This is a genomic window from Rhizobacter sp., assembly GCF_031412495.1.
Classification (GTDB): Bacteria; Pseudomonadota; Gammaproteobacteria; order Burkholderiales; family Burkholderiaceae_C; genus Schlegelella_A.
Map to the genome: position 1 here is coordinate 1 of NZ_JANODC010000414.1, position 12,296 is coordinate 12,296.

13 protein-coding genes are annotated in these 12,296 nt (G+C 70.5%); 3 read left to right on the plus strand and 10 right to left on the minus strand.

Features of this window, described 5'->3' with window-relative positions; genetic code table 11:
- Positions 1 to 177 precede the first annotated feature (177 nt).
- A complete protein-coding gene (rbp, locus tag AC30N0_RS15265; protein ID WP_489518756.1) occupies positions 178 to 696 on the plus strand; it encodes an RNA-binding regulator in 519 nt (172 codons plus the stop codon).
- A gap of 76 nt (positions 697 to 772) precedes the next feature.
- On the opposite strand, the gene AC30N0_RS15270 is transcribed toward rbp, so the two are convergent.
- From AC30N0_RS15270 to AC30N0_RS15285, 4 genes are read right to left on the minus strand one after another with little or no spacing between them, the layout of a single operon-like run.
- Positions 773 to 1,552, minus strand: a complete 780-nt coding sequence (locus AC30N0_RS15270; protein ID WP_489518767.1) for an SDR family oxidoreductase — start codon at positions 1,550 to 1,552, stop codon at positions 773 to 775.
- Positions 1,553 to 1,557: 5 nt separating this feature from the next.
- Entirely contained in the window at positions 1,558 to 2,268 is a 711-nt protein-coding gene (gene lptC, locus AC30N0_RS15275; RefSeq protein WP_489518757.1) for an LPS export ABC transporter periplasmic protein LptC, read from the minus strand.
- Positions 2,255 to 2,869: a KdsC family phosphatase gene (locus AC30N0_RS15280; RefSeq protein WP_489518758.1), complete on the minus strand. Its 615-nt coding sequence runs from the start codon at positions 2,867 to 2,869 to the stop codon at positions 2,255 to 2,257. Before AC30N0_RS15280 ends, lptC begins: the two co-directional genes overlap by 14 nt.
- Positions 2,869 to 3,858 carry a KpsF/GutQ family sugar-phosphate isomerase gene (locus tag AC30N0_RS15285; RefSeq protein ID WP_489518759.1) on the minus strand — a complete coding sequence of 330 codons (990 nt, stop codon included), beginning with the start codon at positions 3,856 to 3,858 and terminating at the stop codon, positions 2,869 to 2,871. The genes AC30N0_RS15280 and AC30N0_RS15285 overlap by 1 nt, the downstream gene beginning before the upstream one ends.
- A gap of 66 nt (positions 3,859 to 3,924) precedes the next feature.
- Between AC30N0_RS15285 and AC30N0_RS15290 the strand changes: the two genes are divergently transcribed.
- Complete coding sequence (locus AC30N0_RS15290) at positions 3,925 to 5,925, plus strand: monovalent cation:proton antiporter family protein (protein WP_489518760.1); 2,001 nt, start codon at positions 3,925 to 3,927, stop codon at positions 5,923 to 5,925.
- Positions 5,926 to 5,948: 23 nt separating this feature from the next.
- Here AC30N0_RS15290 and AC30N0_RS15295 read toward each other — a convergent pair whose 3' ends face one another.
- The 6 genes from AC30N0_RS15295 to rpmH all read right to left on the minus strand — a co-directional run bounded on the left by AC30N0_RS15295 (position 5,949) and on the right by rpmH (position 10,821).
- Positions 5,949 to 6,416 (minus strand): cyclic nucleotide-binding domain-containing protein, encoded by a 468-nt coding sequence (locus tag AC30N0_RS15295; protein WP_489518761.1) that lies wholly within the window; start codon positions 6,414 to 6,416, stop codon positions 5,949 to 5,951.
- A 231-nt stretch (positions 6,417 to 6,647) separates the two neighbouring features.
- Positions 6,648 to 8,060, minus strand: coding sequence for a tRNA uridine-5-carboxymethylaminomethyl(34) synthesis GTPase MnmE (gene mnmE, locus AC30N0_RS15300; RefSeq protein WP_489518762.1), 1,413 nt, complete (start codon positions 8,058 to 8,060; stop codon positions 6,648 to 6,650).
- Between the two features lie 35 nt (positions 8,061 to 8,095).
- Positions 8,096 to 9,856, minus strand: coding sequence for a membrane protein insertase YidC (gene yidC, locus AC30N0_RS15305; protein ID WP_489518763.1), 1,761 nt, complete (start codon positions 9,854 to 9,856; stop codon positions 8,096 to 8,098).
- Entirely contained in the window at positions 9,853 to 10,158 is a 306-nt protein-coding gene (gene yidD / locus AC30N0_RS15310) for a membrane protein insertion efficiency factor YidD (protein WP_489518764.1), read from the minus strand. Before yidD ends, yidC begins: the two co-directional genes overlap by 4 nt.
- Positions 10,155 to 10,745, minus strand: coding sequence for a ribonuclease P protein component (locus AC30N0_RS15315; protein ID WP_489518765.1), 591 nt, complete (start codon positions 10,743 to 10,745; stop codon positions 10,155 to 10,157). The genes yidD and AC30N0_RS15315 overlap by 4 nt, the downstream gene beginning before the upstream one ends.
- Positions 10,687 to 10,821, minus strand: a complete 135-nt coding sequence (rpmH, locus tag AC30N0_RS15320; protein ID WP_327490524.1) for a 50S ribosomal protein L34 — start codon at positions 10,819 to 10,821, stop codon at positions 10,687 to 10,689. The genes AC30N0_RS15315 and rpmH overlap by 59 nt, the downstream gene beginning before the upstream one ends.
- Before the next feature lie 213 nt (positions 10,822 to 11,034).
- Here rpmH and dnaA point away from each other — a divergent pair.
- Positions 11,035 to 12,296, plus strand: a 1,262-nt coding sequence (gene dnaA / locus AC30N0_RS15325; protein ID WP_489518766.1) for a chromosomal replication initiator protein DnaA, incomplete at its 3' end; no start/stop codon positions are given.

Consider the following 12,296-nt stretch of genomic DNA (forward strand, 5'->3'; position numbering starts at 1 on the left):
GCGGCAGGGTCCGCCTGGGGCGTCCGAAAAAGCAACAGATGGGCCTCGCGCTTGACTTTTTTCCGGTCCATTTCACTTATATTTGCCAGTCTTGGTATGGAAGCAGCGCCTTCTTGAAATTGTTCACGACGGGTAGAAGCTCCAAATTTCGGCAGAGAACAGGAAGGACGCTCCCCCATGGGCAATAAACTGTACGTCGGCAACCTCTCGTACAACATCCGCGACGACGACCTGCAGCAGGCATTCGCGCAGTACGGGACGGTCTCCTCGGCGAAGGTCATGATGGACCGGGACACCGGGCGCTCGAAGGGCTTCGGCTTCGTCGAGATGGGCTCCGATCCGGAAGCGCAGGCTGCCATCAACGGCATGAACGGCCAGGCCCTCGATGGCCGCGCGATCGTCGTCAACGAGGCGCGCCCGCGCGAGGAGCGTCCGGGCGGCTTCGGCGGCGGCGGTGGCGGTCGCCCCGGCGGCGGCGGTGGCGGCTATGGCGGTGGCGGCGGCTCGACGGGCAGCGGCGGCGGCGGCTACGGCGCTGGCGGCGGCAGCCGCTCCGGCGGCGGCGGTGGCTACGGCGGTGGTGGCGGCGGCTACGGTGGCGGCGGCGGCGGTCGCTCCGGTGGTGGCGGCGGCTACGGTGGCGGCGGCGGCGGTCGCTCCGGTGGTGGCGGCGGCAGCAGCCGCGGCGGCTACTGAGACAGCGAATCGGCGACACCGCCACGGCGGTGTCACGGTCCTCGAGGGCGGTGCAGCGAAGGCTCACCGCCCTTCGTCATTCTCCCTGCCTCCGCTTGCGCGGGCGGCCCGCCAGCAGCCGGTCGAGCGCTGCGTTCGGCAGCACCCGCAGCACGCGCGCGACGAGCGCCATCTGCCAGGGGATGACACGGTAGCTCGAACCCGAAGCGATGCTGGCGTAGGCACGGTCGGCAAAGTCGGCAGCGCTGGTCAGGAACGGCATGGCGTAGCGGTTGCCTCGCGTCAGGGGCGTGTCGATGTAGCCCGGGGCGATGGTCACCACCCGGACCCCGCTCGCGCGCAGTTCCCCACGCAGGCTCTCGCAATAGCTGATGACGGCCGCCTTGCTTGCGCAATAGGCGCCGTGCCCGGGCATGCCGCGAATGCCGGCGACGCTGGCGATGCCCACCAGGCGACCGGATCCACGGGTGCGCATGGCGTCGACGAACGGATGGAACGTTGCCGCGACGCCGACGACGTTGGTCTCGAAGGTGGCGCGCATCACCTCGAGGTCGGCGCGGACCGCGGTGTCCATGCCGACGCTGATGCCGGCGTTGGCGATCACGACGTCGGGCAGGCCCTGGGTGTCGATGCAGGCTCGGCCGGCGGCGCCGATCGCGTCGATGTCGCGGACGTCGGCGGCGTGGACGGCGTAGCGGCCCATGTCCCACCCTTGCGATTCGGCCCAGCGGGCGACCTCGTCGGCACGGCGAGCGACCAGGGCCATACGAAAGCCGGCGGCGGAGAAGCGCGTCGCCAGGGCCTGGCCGATGCCGCTCGACGCACCGGTGATGAAGACCAGGCCGCGATCAGACATCGCCCTCATGGCGCCGCGCCGTTGCGCCGCGGGTCCAGGAAGGTCGCGCTCGAGCGGCCCTTGAGGTCGACGACCCGCGACAGGTTGTCGTACTCCATGCCCTGGGCCCGCACCACGCTGGCGCCTTGCGTGATCACGACGGGCAGGTGCGAGCGGACCCGTTCGATGTTGCGAAAGGCATGCAGGAATTCGCCGCGGAACTCGACCGCCTCCTGCTTGCCGGCCGCCGGCCGCACGACGTGAGCGTCGCCGAGCAGCTGCACTTCGCTGCCGTCGCCGTTGGCCAGCGCGCGCCGGGCGGTCGCGATGGTGACGGTACCGTCGGCGCCGACGGCCCGGATGCGCGCCTGGTCGATCTCCAGCGTGTCGTCGTCGGGGAAATGGCGTGCCCGCTCGCCCTCGATCTGCGTGCGCAGCGCACCGTCGGCGCCGAAGCGCTGGACCACGAAGCGGGTCATGACGTAGTCCGGCTCGTGCACGGGAGCCGCCACCGCGGCAGGCACGTTGTCGGGTGGCGCGTTGCGCACCAGCCACCAGGTGCCGCCGGCGAGCACCGCCATCATGATCAGCGGCAGGTACGCCGAGGCGAGGTCGAGCAGGCGCAGGTACCAGGGCGCTGCCGCCACCGGCTCCGGACCGGCGAAGCTGAGGTCGACCTCGTCGTCGTCCTCCAACGCCGCGTGGTCGGTCGAGACGATCGGTTCACCCCGCTCCATCGGCAGGTCGATCGAGCGTGTGGAGCGGCTCGCGCAGAAGCCCGGCATAGCGCCCCGCGGCGATCAGGAGCAGGTCGCACAACTCGCGCGCGGCGCCGAAGCCGGCGGTGGCACGCGTGACGTGGTGCGCCACGGCCCGGGCCTCGATGTGTGCATGCGGCGGCGCGCAGGCGAAGACGGCGCGGCGCAGGAGCGGCAGGTCGGGCCAGTCGTCACCCATCGCCGCGACGCGGTCCCAGCCGAGCCCGAGCGCCTCGAGGATCGGCGCGGCGGCGGCGAGCTTGTCGGCGACGCCGTACGCGGCATGGACGAGGCCGAGGTCGGCCACCCGCCGGCGCACGGCGGGAGAATCGCGCCCGGTCACGACGATGGGGACGATGCCGCCCTGCGCGAGCAGCTTCAGGCCGTGCCCGTCGAGGGTCGAGAACGCCTTGAAGGTCTCGCCGTCGCCGCCGATGTAGACGCGGGCGTCGGTCAGCACGCCGTCGACGTCGAAGATCGCGGCCGCGATTCCGGATCCCGGCCCGCGCGCCGCCAGGAGCAGCTCGGGCGGAAAGCTCAGCGCCGGACCGTGATCGCCGTCTGCCCGCGGATCCCGCATCAGATGACCTTCGCGCGCATCAGGTCGTTGGTGTTGATCGCGCCCTCGATGCGGCCGTCGTCGGCGACGACGAGCAGGCCGGTGACCCGGTGGCGCTCCATCAGCTCCGCGGCCTCGACGGCGAGCGCGTCGGCCCGGACCACCTTCGGCGACGCGTGCATCACCTCGCGCGCGCGCATCGCGCGCAGGTCGGCACCCGTCTCGATCAGCCGGCGCAGGTCGCCGTCGGTGAAGATGCCGGCGATCGCGCCGCGGGCATCGACCACGGCCGTGAAGCCCAGTCCTTTCTCCGTCATCTCGTGCAGCATCTCCGACATCAGGGCCTCCGCGCGCACCGTCGGCACGGCTGCGCCCGTGCGCATCAGGTCGCCCACGTGCATGAGCAGCTTGCGGCCGAGGCTGCCGCCCGGATGCGAGCGGGCGAAGTCGGCCTCGCGGAAGCCGCGCGCATCGAGCAGCGCCACCGCGAGCGCATCGCCGAGCGCCATCTGCGCCGTCGTGCTGGCCGTCGGCGCCAGGTTCATCGGGCAGGCCTCCTGATCGACCGCGCTCGAGAGCACGATGTCGGCGTGGCGCGCCAGGCTGCTGTCGCTTCGACCGGTCATGCCGATGAGGGTGGCGCCGAGCCGCTTGATCGCCGGGACGATGGCCGCGATCTCCTCGCTCTCGCCCGAGTTCGAGATGGCCAGGACGACGTCGCCGCCGGTGACCATACCGAGGTCGCCGTGGCTCGCCTCGGCCGGATGGACGAAGAAGGCCGGCGTGCCGGTGGAGGCGAGGGTGGCGGCCACCTTGCGACTGACATGGCCGCTCTTGCCCATGCCCATGACGACGACCCGGCCGGTGCAGGCGAGCATCGCGCGGACGGCGGCGACGAACCCATCGCCCTGGCGCGCCTTCAACGCGTCGAGCGCACGGGCCTCGATGTCGAGCGTGGCGCGGGCGAGCTCGAGGGCGCGGCTCGCGTCGAAAGGAGAGGGAGCCGTCACGAGCGTGGCGAATGCGTCCAGTAGGATCGAACCATTCTAGGTTCGCCGTCCGGCCCCGCTGCCCGCATGACCTCGACGCTCGAACTGACGCTGCTGTACCTGGTCGCCGCGGTGGCCGGCGTGGTGGTCTGCCGGCTGGCGAGGCTGCCGCCCATGCTCGGCTACCTCGCGGTCGGCGTGCTCATCGGCCCGAACGCCATGGCGCTCGCCGGCGACTCGGCCGGCGTCACCTACCTGGCCGAGTTCGGCATCGTCTTCCAGATGTTCGTGATCGGGCTCGAGTTCAACCTGCCCAAGCTGCGCAGCATGCGCAAGCTCGTCTTCGGCCTCGGGCTCAGCCAGGTCGTGCTCACGATCCTGGCGGCGCTGGCCGCCAACGCCGTCCTGGCCGGGATGCTCGCCGGCGCCGGGCGACAGTGGGGGCTGACGTGGCAGAGCGCGGTCGCCCTCGGCGGCGCGGTGGCGATGAGCTCGACCGCCATCGTCGTCAAGCTCATGGCCGACCGCCTCGAACTGGAGAGCGAGCACGGGCGGCGCGTCATGGCCGTCCTCCTGTTCCAGGACCTGGCCGTCGTGCCGCTGCTGGTGGTCATCCCGGCGCTCGGCTCGCCGCCCGAGGTGCTGCTGCGCGAGCTCGGCTTCGCCGCCCTGAAGGCGAGCGCCCTGCTCGCCGTGCTTCTGGTCGGCGGACAGGCGGTCATGCGCTGGTGGCTGACGCTCGTCGTCCGGCGCAAGAGCGAGGAGCTGTTCATCCTCAACCTCCTGCTCATCACCCTCGGCCTGGCCTGGCTGACCGAGCACGCCGGCCTGTCGCTGGCCCTCGGCGCCTTCGTCGCCGGCATCCTGATCGCGGAGACCGAGTTCAAGCACCAAGTCGAGACCGACATCCGGCCCTTCCACGACGTGCTCCTCGGCCTCTTCTTCATCACCATCGGGATGAAGCTCGACGCCCAGGCCGTGTTGGCGAACTGGGGGCTGGTCCTCGCGCTGACGGTGCTGCCGGTGCTCTTCAAGTTCGGCCTGGTCACCGCCCTTGCCCGATTCTTCGGCGCCACGCCGGGCATCGCGCTGCGCACCGGGCTCTATCTCGCGCAAGCCGGCGAGTTCGGCTTCGTCGTTCTCAGCCTGGCCAGCGACCGGCAGCTGATCCCGCCGTCGCTGCACAGCCCGGTGCTCGCCAGCATGACGCTGTCGATGCTGATCACGCCCTTCATCTTCCTGTACAGCAACCGCCTCGTCATGCGCCTGGCCGCGAGCGACTGGCTCCTGCAGTCGGTGGCCCTGACCTCGATCGCCAAGCGCTCGATCAACGTCGAGGCCCACATCATCATCTGCGGCTTCGGCCGCAGCGGCCAGAACCTGGCCCGCCTGCTCGAGCACGAGAAGATCAGCTACATCGCGCTCGACCTCGACCCGGACCGCGTGCGCCAGGCCGCGGCCGCCGGGCAGAGCGTGGTCTTCGGCGATGCGGCCCGTCTGCAAAGCCTGATGGCCGCGGGCCTGGCGCGGGCCAGCGCGGTGGTCGTGAGTTACCACGACACCACCTCGGCCCTGAAGATCCTGCACCTCGCCCAGGCACACGCGCCGCGGGTCCCCGTCGTCGTCAGGACGATCGACGACACCGACATGGAAAAGCTGCGCGCGGCCGGCGCGACCGAGGTGGTCCCCGAAGCGATCGAGGGATCGCTGATGCTCGCCAGCCACGCGCTAGCGCTCGTCGGCGTGCCAATGCGCCGCGTACTGCGGCTGGTGCAGCAGCAGCGCGATGCGCGCTACGGGCTCCTGCGCGGCTACTTCCACGGCGCCGACGACGACACCGTCGAAGAGCTCGAGCAGGCCCGCCTGCTCAGCGTCACGCTGCCGCCGACGAGCGCCAGCATCGAGCGAACGCTCGGCGACCAGGCACTCGGCGCGCACGGGGTGACGGTGGTCTCGCTGCGACGTGCGTCGGGCGCGGTGGTCCAGCCCGACGATTCGCTGCCGCTCGCCAGCGGCGACACGCTGGTGCTGTCGGGACTCCCGCAGTCGCTGGCGATCGCCGAAGGCAGGCTGCTGCAGCCTGCCTGACGCCTGGACTGTGGCTCGCGCGGCTAGGTCAGGGGTGCCTGCTTGGCGAGCGTCGCCCGCATGCGCGTGGCCATCACCGCGCCCGCGGCGCGCAGCAGCTCGAGGGCGAGCGCGGGCGAGCGCTGCGCGAGCTCTTCCATGCGCGGGCCGCGCAGGGCCCACACGACGCAGTTCGTCATTGCCTCCACATTGGCCATGCGCGGCGTGTCGCCGAACAGGCCGGGCTCGCCGACGACGGAGCCTGCGCGCAGGATGGCCACCTTGCTGCTGCCGGGCGGCCCCCCGGTGACGAATATCTGCATGCTGCCCTGGGCGATGAAGTACATCGAGCGGTCGGCATCGCCCTGCTTGATCAGCAGGTCGCCGGCCCGGACCTCATAGCGCGCGAGGTAAGGCGCGATGGTGCGCCAGTTGTCCAGGCTGAGGCGGGCCCGGAACGCGTCGTCCGCATTGAGCGTCTGCACCGCCTTGACCAGGTCGTCGATTTCCATCCCGCCTCCGCGCGGCCGCCGCCGCGCGACGCGGGGCAGCTCGAACCATGACCCGATTATCGACCTGGGTGCGAGGTCGGAGCCGGGGACTTCGTGGCAAACGCACCCACTCATCGCCCTGCACGTCCCGCCCATCGTCCGCCAAGCGTCGCCCCGCTGCACGGCACGGCGGCGCGTGAACTCCGCACGCACGACCGGTGTGGCGGAACAGGCACCGCACGGCGTGACCGTCTACTTGCCGATGCAGAAGCGCCCGAAGATGGTACCGAGCAGGTCGTCGGCGGTGAACGCGCCGGTGATCTCGGCCAGCGCCGCGTGCGCCAGTCGGAGTTCCTCCGCGAACAGCTCCAGCGCCTGATTCCCCGTTGCCGCGTGGGCGGCGGCGAGCTCGAGATGGGAACGCGTTCGTTGCAAGGCGTGCACGTGCCGGGCCCGGGCAATGAACAGCCCTTCAGGCGCGCCCTGCCAGCCGGCCAGCTCGAGCAGCCGGCCGCGCAGGGCATCGAGCCCTTCGCCGGTGGCGGCTGACAGGGCGAGGCCGGCCGCTCCGACATGCGCCTGCGGCACGGCGTCCATCTTGTTGAAGACGCGCAGGACACGGCCCTCCTTCAGCAGGCCCTCGGGCAGCCGGGCGGCGATGCGCGCATCGGCGGCCGCGTAAGCGGGATCGGCGATGCGGGTGAGGTCGTGCAGGAACACGAGCGCGTCGGCCGACCCGATCTCGGCCCAGCTGCGGGCGACCCCGATGCGCTCGACCTCCTCCGTTGTCTCGCGCAGGCCAGCGGTATCGACGACGTGCACCGGCACGCCCTCGATCTGGATCGTCTGCGCGACCTTGTCCCGCGTCGTGCCCGGCGTATCGGTCACGATCGCGAGCTCGGCACCGGCAAGCGCGTTCAGCAGCGAGCTCTTGCCGACGTTCGGCTGCCCGGCCAGGACGACCCGGATGCCGTCGCGCAGCAGCGCGCCCTGGCGCGCGCGGGAGAGGACCGCGTCGACGCCGGCGGTGGCCCGGGCCAGGCGGCCGTGCGCGTCGGCGGCTTCGAGGAAGTCGATCTCTTCCTCGGGGAAGTCGAGCGTGGCCTCGACCAGCGCGCGCAACTCGACCAGCGTCGCCGCCAGCGCATCGATCTCGGTCGAGAAGGCGCCCTCGAGCGACCTCGCCGCCGAACGCGCCGCCGACGCGGTGCTCGCATCGATGAGGTCGGCGACAGCCTCGGCCTGGGCCAGGTCGATCTTGTCGTTGAGGAAGGCGCGCTTGGTGAACTCTCCGGGCGCGGCGATGCGCAGGCGCGCCAGCCGTGGCAGCCCCGTGGCGGCGTCGACTTCGGCAGCGGCGACCAGGCAGCGGGCGAGCAGGAGCTGCAGGACCACCGGTCCGCCGTGCGCCTGCAGCTCGAGCACGTCCTCGCCGGTGTAGGAATGCGGTGCCGGGAAGAAGAGGGCCAGGCCGTGGTCGATGGCGGCGCCGTCGGCATCGAGGAACCCGGCGTAGGTGGCCTGGCGGGCGACGAGCGCCTTGCCGCACAGGGCCGCGGCGAGCGGCGCCAGGCCCTGACCGGAGACCCGAACGATGCCGACCGCCCCGCGCCCGGCTGCCGTGGCGATGGCGACGACCGGGTCTTCCTGGAGCGCGGCACGCATCCCGGAATTGTCCGGTACCGGGCCGGCAGCCGCCGCTACTTGGCGGCCTTGCCGAAGGTGCCGAGCACGCCGAGCTGCTTGTTGATGAGGTATTGCTGCGCGATCGACAGGATGTTGTTCGTCAGCCAGTAGAGGACGAGGCCGGCCGGGAAGAAGAAGAACATCACCGAGAACACGAGCGGCATGATCCACATCATCTTGGCCTGGATCGGATCGGGCGGGGTCGGGTTGAGCCAGGTCTGCAACAGGCTGGTCAACGTCATCAGCACGGGAAGGATGAAGAAGGGATCGGGTGCGGACAGGTCGCGGATCCAGCCGATCCATGGCGCGTTGCGCATCTCCGCGCTCGACAGCAGCACCCAGTACAGCGCGATGAAGAAGGGCATCTGCACCAGGATCGGCAGGCAGCCGCCGAGCGGGTTGACCTTCTCCTCGCGGTAGATGCGCATCATCTCCTGCTGCATCTGCTGCGGCTTGTCCTTCAGCCGCTCGCGCATTTCCATGATCCGCGGGTTGATGGCCTTCATCTTGCCCATCGAGCGGTAGGCCGTGGCGTTGAGCCAGTAGAAGGCGATCTTCAGGGTGACGACCAGGCCGACGATGGCCCAGCCCCAGTTCATCGTCACCTTGTGCAGCTGCGTCAGTAGCCAGAACAGCGGCTGGGCCAGGATCCGGAACCAGCCGTAGTCCTTCACCAGCTCGAGCCCGGGGGCGAGGGCGGCGAGCTTGTCTTCCTCCTGCGGGCCGACGAAGAGCCGCGCGTCGTAGGCCTTGGCCGTGCCGGGGGCGATCTCGCCGAGTGGCAGCAGCATGCCGACCGAATAGGCGTTGGTGTCCACCTTGCCGGTGAAGAACTCGCGCCGCGGCGCGGGCGCGCCCGGCTTGTCGACCAGCCATGCCGACGCGAAGTAGTGCTGGACCATGGCCACCCAGCCGGTGTCGCCGGCGGTCTGGTGGCCTGGCTTGTCGCCCGGCCGGCGCTTCTCGATCGAGCTGAAGTCGATCTTCTCGAAGTGGCCCGTCTCGGTGTAGACGGCGGGGCCCGTGAAGGTGAAATAGAAGCTCGACTCGCCCGCCGGCGAGTTGCCGTCGCGGACGAGCTGCAGGTACAGGCGCGGGCTGACCGCCGCCGTGCCGTCGTTGACGACCTGATGCTGGACGTCGACCACGTAGTCGCCGCGGCGGAAGGTGTAGGTCTTGACCAACCTGACGCCGCCGACCGGCTCGCTCTCGAGCTGCACCTTCAGCGCGTTCTGTCCCGAGGCGAGCACACGCTCTCCCGGAACGACGCGCATCGGCGTGTGGTGGTTGGGCAGGCCGGTCCCACCAGCCGGCGGAACCAGGCCGCTTTCAGCGAGGTACAGACGGCTTGGCGAGCGGTCGAGCAGGACCACCTTGCGGCTCGGGTCGACGGCGTCGACCTGCTGGAGGAGCTCGACGCGGGCCAGGGTGCCGCCGGTACTGTCGATGGTGGCGCGGATCAGGTCGGTCTCGACCGTGACCGACTCGGCGCGGGCCGGCGCGGTGGCCGCCGCGGCGGGTGCGGCGCCGGGCACGGTCTGCCCGGTGGCGGCCGCGGTCGTGGGCGCCGGGCTGCCGGGCACGCCGCTGCCCGTGGCAGCAGCCGGCACTGGTGCCGTCGACGTCGGCGTCGGTGCCGGCGCGGCCACCGGACGCGAAGCCGGTGGCGGCCCGAAGAAGGAAGGCTGTCCGGTGTGCTTGTTCCAGGCGTCCCAGATCAGGAACAGCGAGGCCGAAAAGATCACCCACAGCAGGGTGCGGCGAATGTCGGTCATGTCGAGTGGGATTCCGAAGCGTCGCGGGTCTGCCGGGCTGCCGGCGATGCAGCCCGCCCGATGAAGGAGGTGAACAGGCGGGGCGGCTCGGCCGGCACGGGATCGGGCCCGCCCGCACACCACGGGTGGCAACGGGCCAAGCGCGAGACGACGAGGACGCTGCCCGCGGCAGCGCCGTGCGCCGAGAGCGCGTCGAGGGCGTAGGCCGAGCACGTCGGCTCGAACCGGCACGAGCTGCCCAGCCAGGGGCTCAGCGCGAACCGGTAGAGACGGACCAGGCCGATCAACAGGCGCTTCATCATGGGTTCGACCGGGCGAGGACGCGGCCGGCACGGATGAACAGGTCGTCGAGCTCGGAGCGTGTGCCCAGCTTCAGTGCCGTCGACGCAGCGCTCGGATAGAGAGCGCGGTCGATGGGCGCGCGCAGGCGCACGACCCAGAGCCCCGGCGCGAGTTCCGAGGCATGCCTGCGAGCCGCGGCATAGATCTGGCGCTTGATCAGGGAGCGGGTCACGGCGCGGCGGGCGTGCCTCTTGGGCACCACGGCGCCGAGCCATCGGCCCCGCTCGGGAGAGGCGTCTGCCGGCAAGTCATCCACAGGGCGTCCACCTGTTATCCATCTGGTTGTTGATAACTCCGTGGGCAAGTCGCCTTTCAGCGACCGGCTCAGCGTGGCCGGGGCAGCGGCCAGATGGTGCATGGCGAAGTGGGGCGTCGTCGCGCCGCTCCGGATGCGCAGGACCCGCTCGAAATCGATCGAACGGACCAGGCGGGCGACCGACCCGGCCGGTACCGGCGAGCCGGTACCCGCGGCGACCCCCGCGCCGCCGTCAGACCGCGAGACGCTTGCGGCCTTTGGCGCGACGGGCGTTGATGACGGCGCGGCCACCGCGCGACTTCATGCGGACGAGAAAACCGTGCGTGCGCGCGCGTCGGACTTTGGAGGCTTGGTAGGTGCGTTTCATGTTTGCTTTCGTGGCTCCGCGTGGCCTCGTCTGTGGGTCGCCCCGGCGGGCAACCTGCAATTACATCAAGAACCGCATTCGCCGTCAACCCACGGTCACGACGGAGGCCATCGGAGGTGCGGTTGCCATTGGTATTTCCCGCTGTGGATAACTGGCTGTCCAGGGTCTCGTTCGGGCTACAATGACGTGCTTTGACGGGCCACTTCTCCACATATGCGGACCGATCTCTGGCAGCGCGGCTGCGAACGTCTGGCCACCGAGCTGCCGGACCAGCAATTCAACACCTGGATCCGTCCGCTGCCCGATGCCGACGTCAACGACGACGCGGAGACCGCGGTCGTCACGGTGCGCGTCCCGAATCGCTTCAAGCTCGACTGGATCCGCAACCAGTACGCCGGCCGCATCGAGAGCGTGCTGAGCGAGCTCGCCGGCAAGCCGGTGCGCCTGGACGTGACGCTGGCGCCGCAGGACGGTGTCGCCCGGCCGACGGCCGTGGCCGGCCACGCGGCCTCCGTGCGCGCCTTTGCGATCGAGGCGTCCCGCCTCAACGGCCCATCGACCGGCGCCTCCCACGCCCCGGCCGTCGGCGCCACCGCTGCAGCGACGTCCGCACCAGCGGCCACCCGCGCCCAGCTGTCGTCGCAGGGGCCGCTGCCGTCGCGCAGCCGCCTCAACACGGCGCTCACCTTCGACACCCTGGTCCCCGGCCGCGCCAACCAGATGGCCCGCACCGCGGCGCTCCATGTCGCCGGCGCCCCGGGGCAGATGTACAACCCGCTCTTCATCTACGGCGGGGTCGGCCTCGGCAAGACGCACCTGATCCACTCCGTCGGCAACGCCCTTCTCGCCGACCGCCCTGACGCCCGCATCCTCTACCTGCATGCGGAGCAATTCATCACCGACGTGGTGAAGAACTACCAGAGGAAAACCTTCGACGAGCTGAAGGCGAAGTACCACTCGCTCGACCTGCTGCTGATCGACGACGTGCAGTTCTTCGCCGGCAAGGAGCGGACGCAGGAGGAGTTCTTCAACGCCTTCGAGGCGCTGCTCGCCAAGCGGGCGCACATCATCATGACCAGCGACACCTACCCGAAGGGCCTGGTCGACATCGACGAGCGCCTGACCTCGCGCTTCGACGCCGGGCTCACGGTGGCCATCGAGCCGCCCGAGCTCGAGATGCGGGTGGCCATCCTGATGAAGAAGGCCGAGCAGGAAGCGACGCCCATGCCCGAGGACGTCGCCTTCTTCGTCGCCAAGAACGTGCGCGCCAACGTTCGCGAGCTGGAAGGCGCGCTTCGCAAGATCCTCGCCTACTCGCGCTTTTCGCACAAGGAAATCAACATCGCCCTGGCGCGCGAGGCGCTGAAGGACCTGCTCTCGATCCAGAACCGGCAGGTCGGGGTCGAGAACATCCAGAAAACGGTCGCCGACTTCTACAAGATCAAGGTCGCCGACATGTACTCGAAGAAGCGCCC

What these genes read in the sequence shown, in the direction of transcription:
- rbp (WP_489518756.1), top strand. Translation starts at nt 178, where the DNA reads ATGGGCAATAAACTGTACGTCGGCAACCTCTCGTACAACATCCGCGAC.
- AC30N0_RS15270 (WP_489518767.1), bottom strand. Translation starts at nt 1,552, where the DNA reads ATGTCTGATCGCGGCCTGGTCTTCATCACCGGTGCGTCGAGCGGCATC.
- lptC (WP_489518757.1), bottom strand. Translation starts at nt 2,268, where the DNA reads ATGGAGCGGGGTGAACCGATCGTCTCGACCGACCACGCGGCGTTGGAG.
- AC30N0_RS15280 (WP_489518758.1), bottom strand. Translation starts at nt 2,869, where the DNA reads ATGCGGGATCCGCGGGCAGACGGCGATCACGGTCCGGCGCTGAGCTTT.
- AC30N0_RS15290 (WP_489518760.1), top strand. Translation starts at nt 3,925, where the DNA reads ATGACCTCGACGCTCGAACTGACGCTGCTGTACCTGGTCGCCGCGGTG.
- AC30N0_RS15295 (WP_489518761.1), bottom strand. Translation starts at nt 6,416, where the DNA reads ATGGAAATCGACGACCTGGTCAAGGCGGTGCAGACGCTCAATGCGGAC.
- mnmE (WP_489518762.1), bottom strand. Translation starts at nt 8,060, where the DNA reads ATGCGTGCCGCGCTCCAGGAAGACCCGGTCGTCGCCATCGCCACGGCA.
- yidC (WP_489518763.1), bottom strand. Translation starts at nt 9,856, where the DNA reads ATGACCGACATTCGCCGCACCCTGCTGTGGGTGATCTTTTCGGCCTCG.
- yidD (WP_489518764.1), bottom strand. Translation starts at nt 10,158, where the DNA reads ATGATGAAGCGCCTGTTGATCGGCCTGGTCCGTCTCTACCGGTTCGCG.
- rpmH (WP_327490524.1), bottom strand. Translation starts at nt 10,821, where the DNA reads ATGAAACGCACCTACCAAGCCTCCAAAGTCCGACGCGCGCGCACGCAC.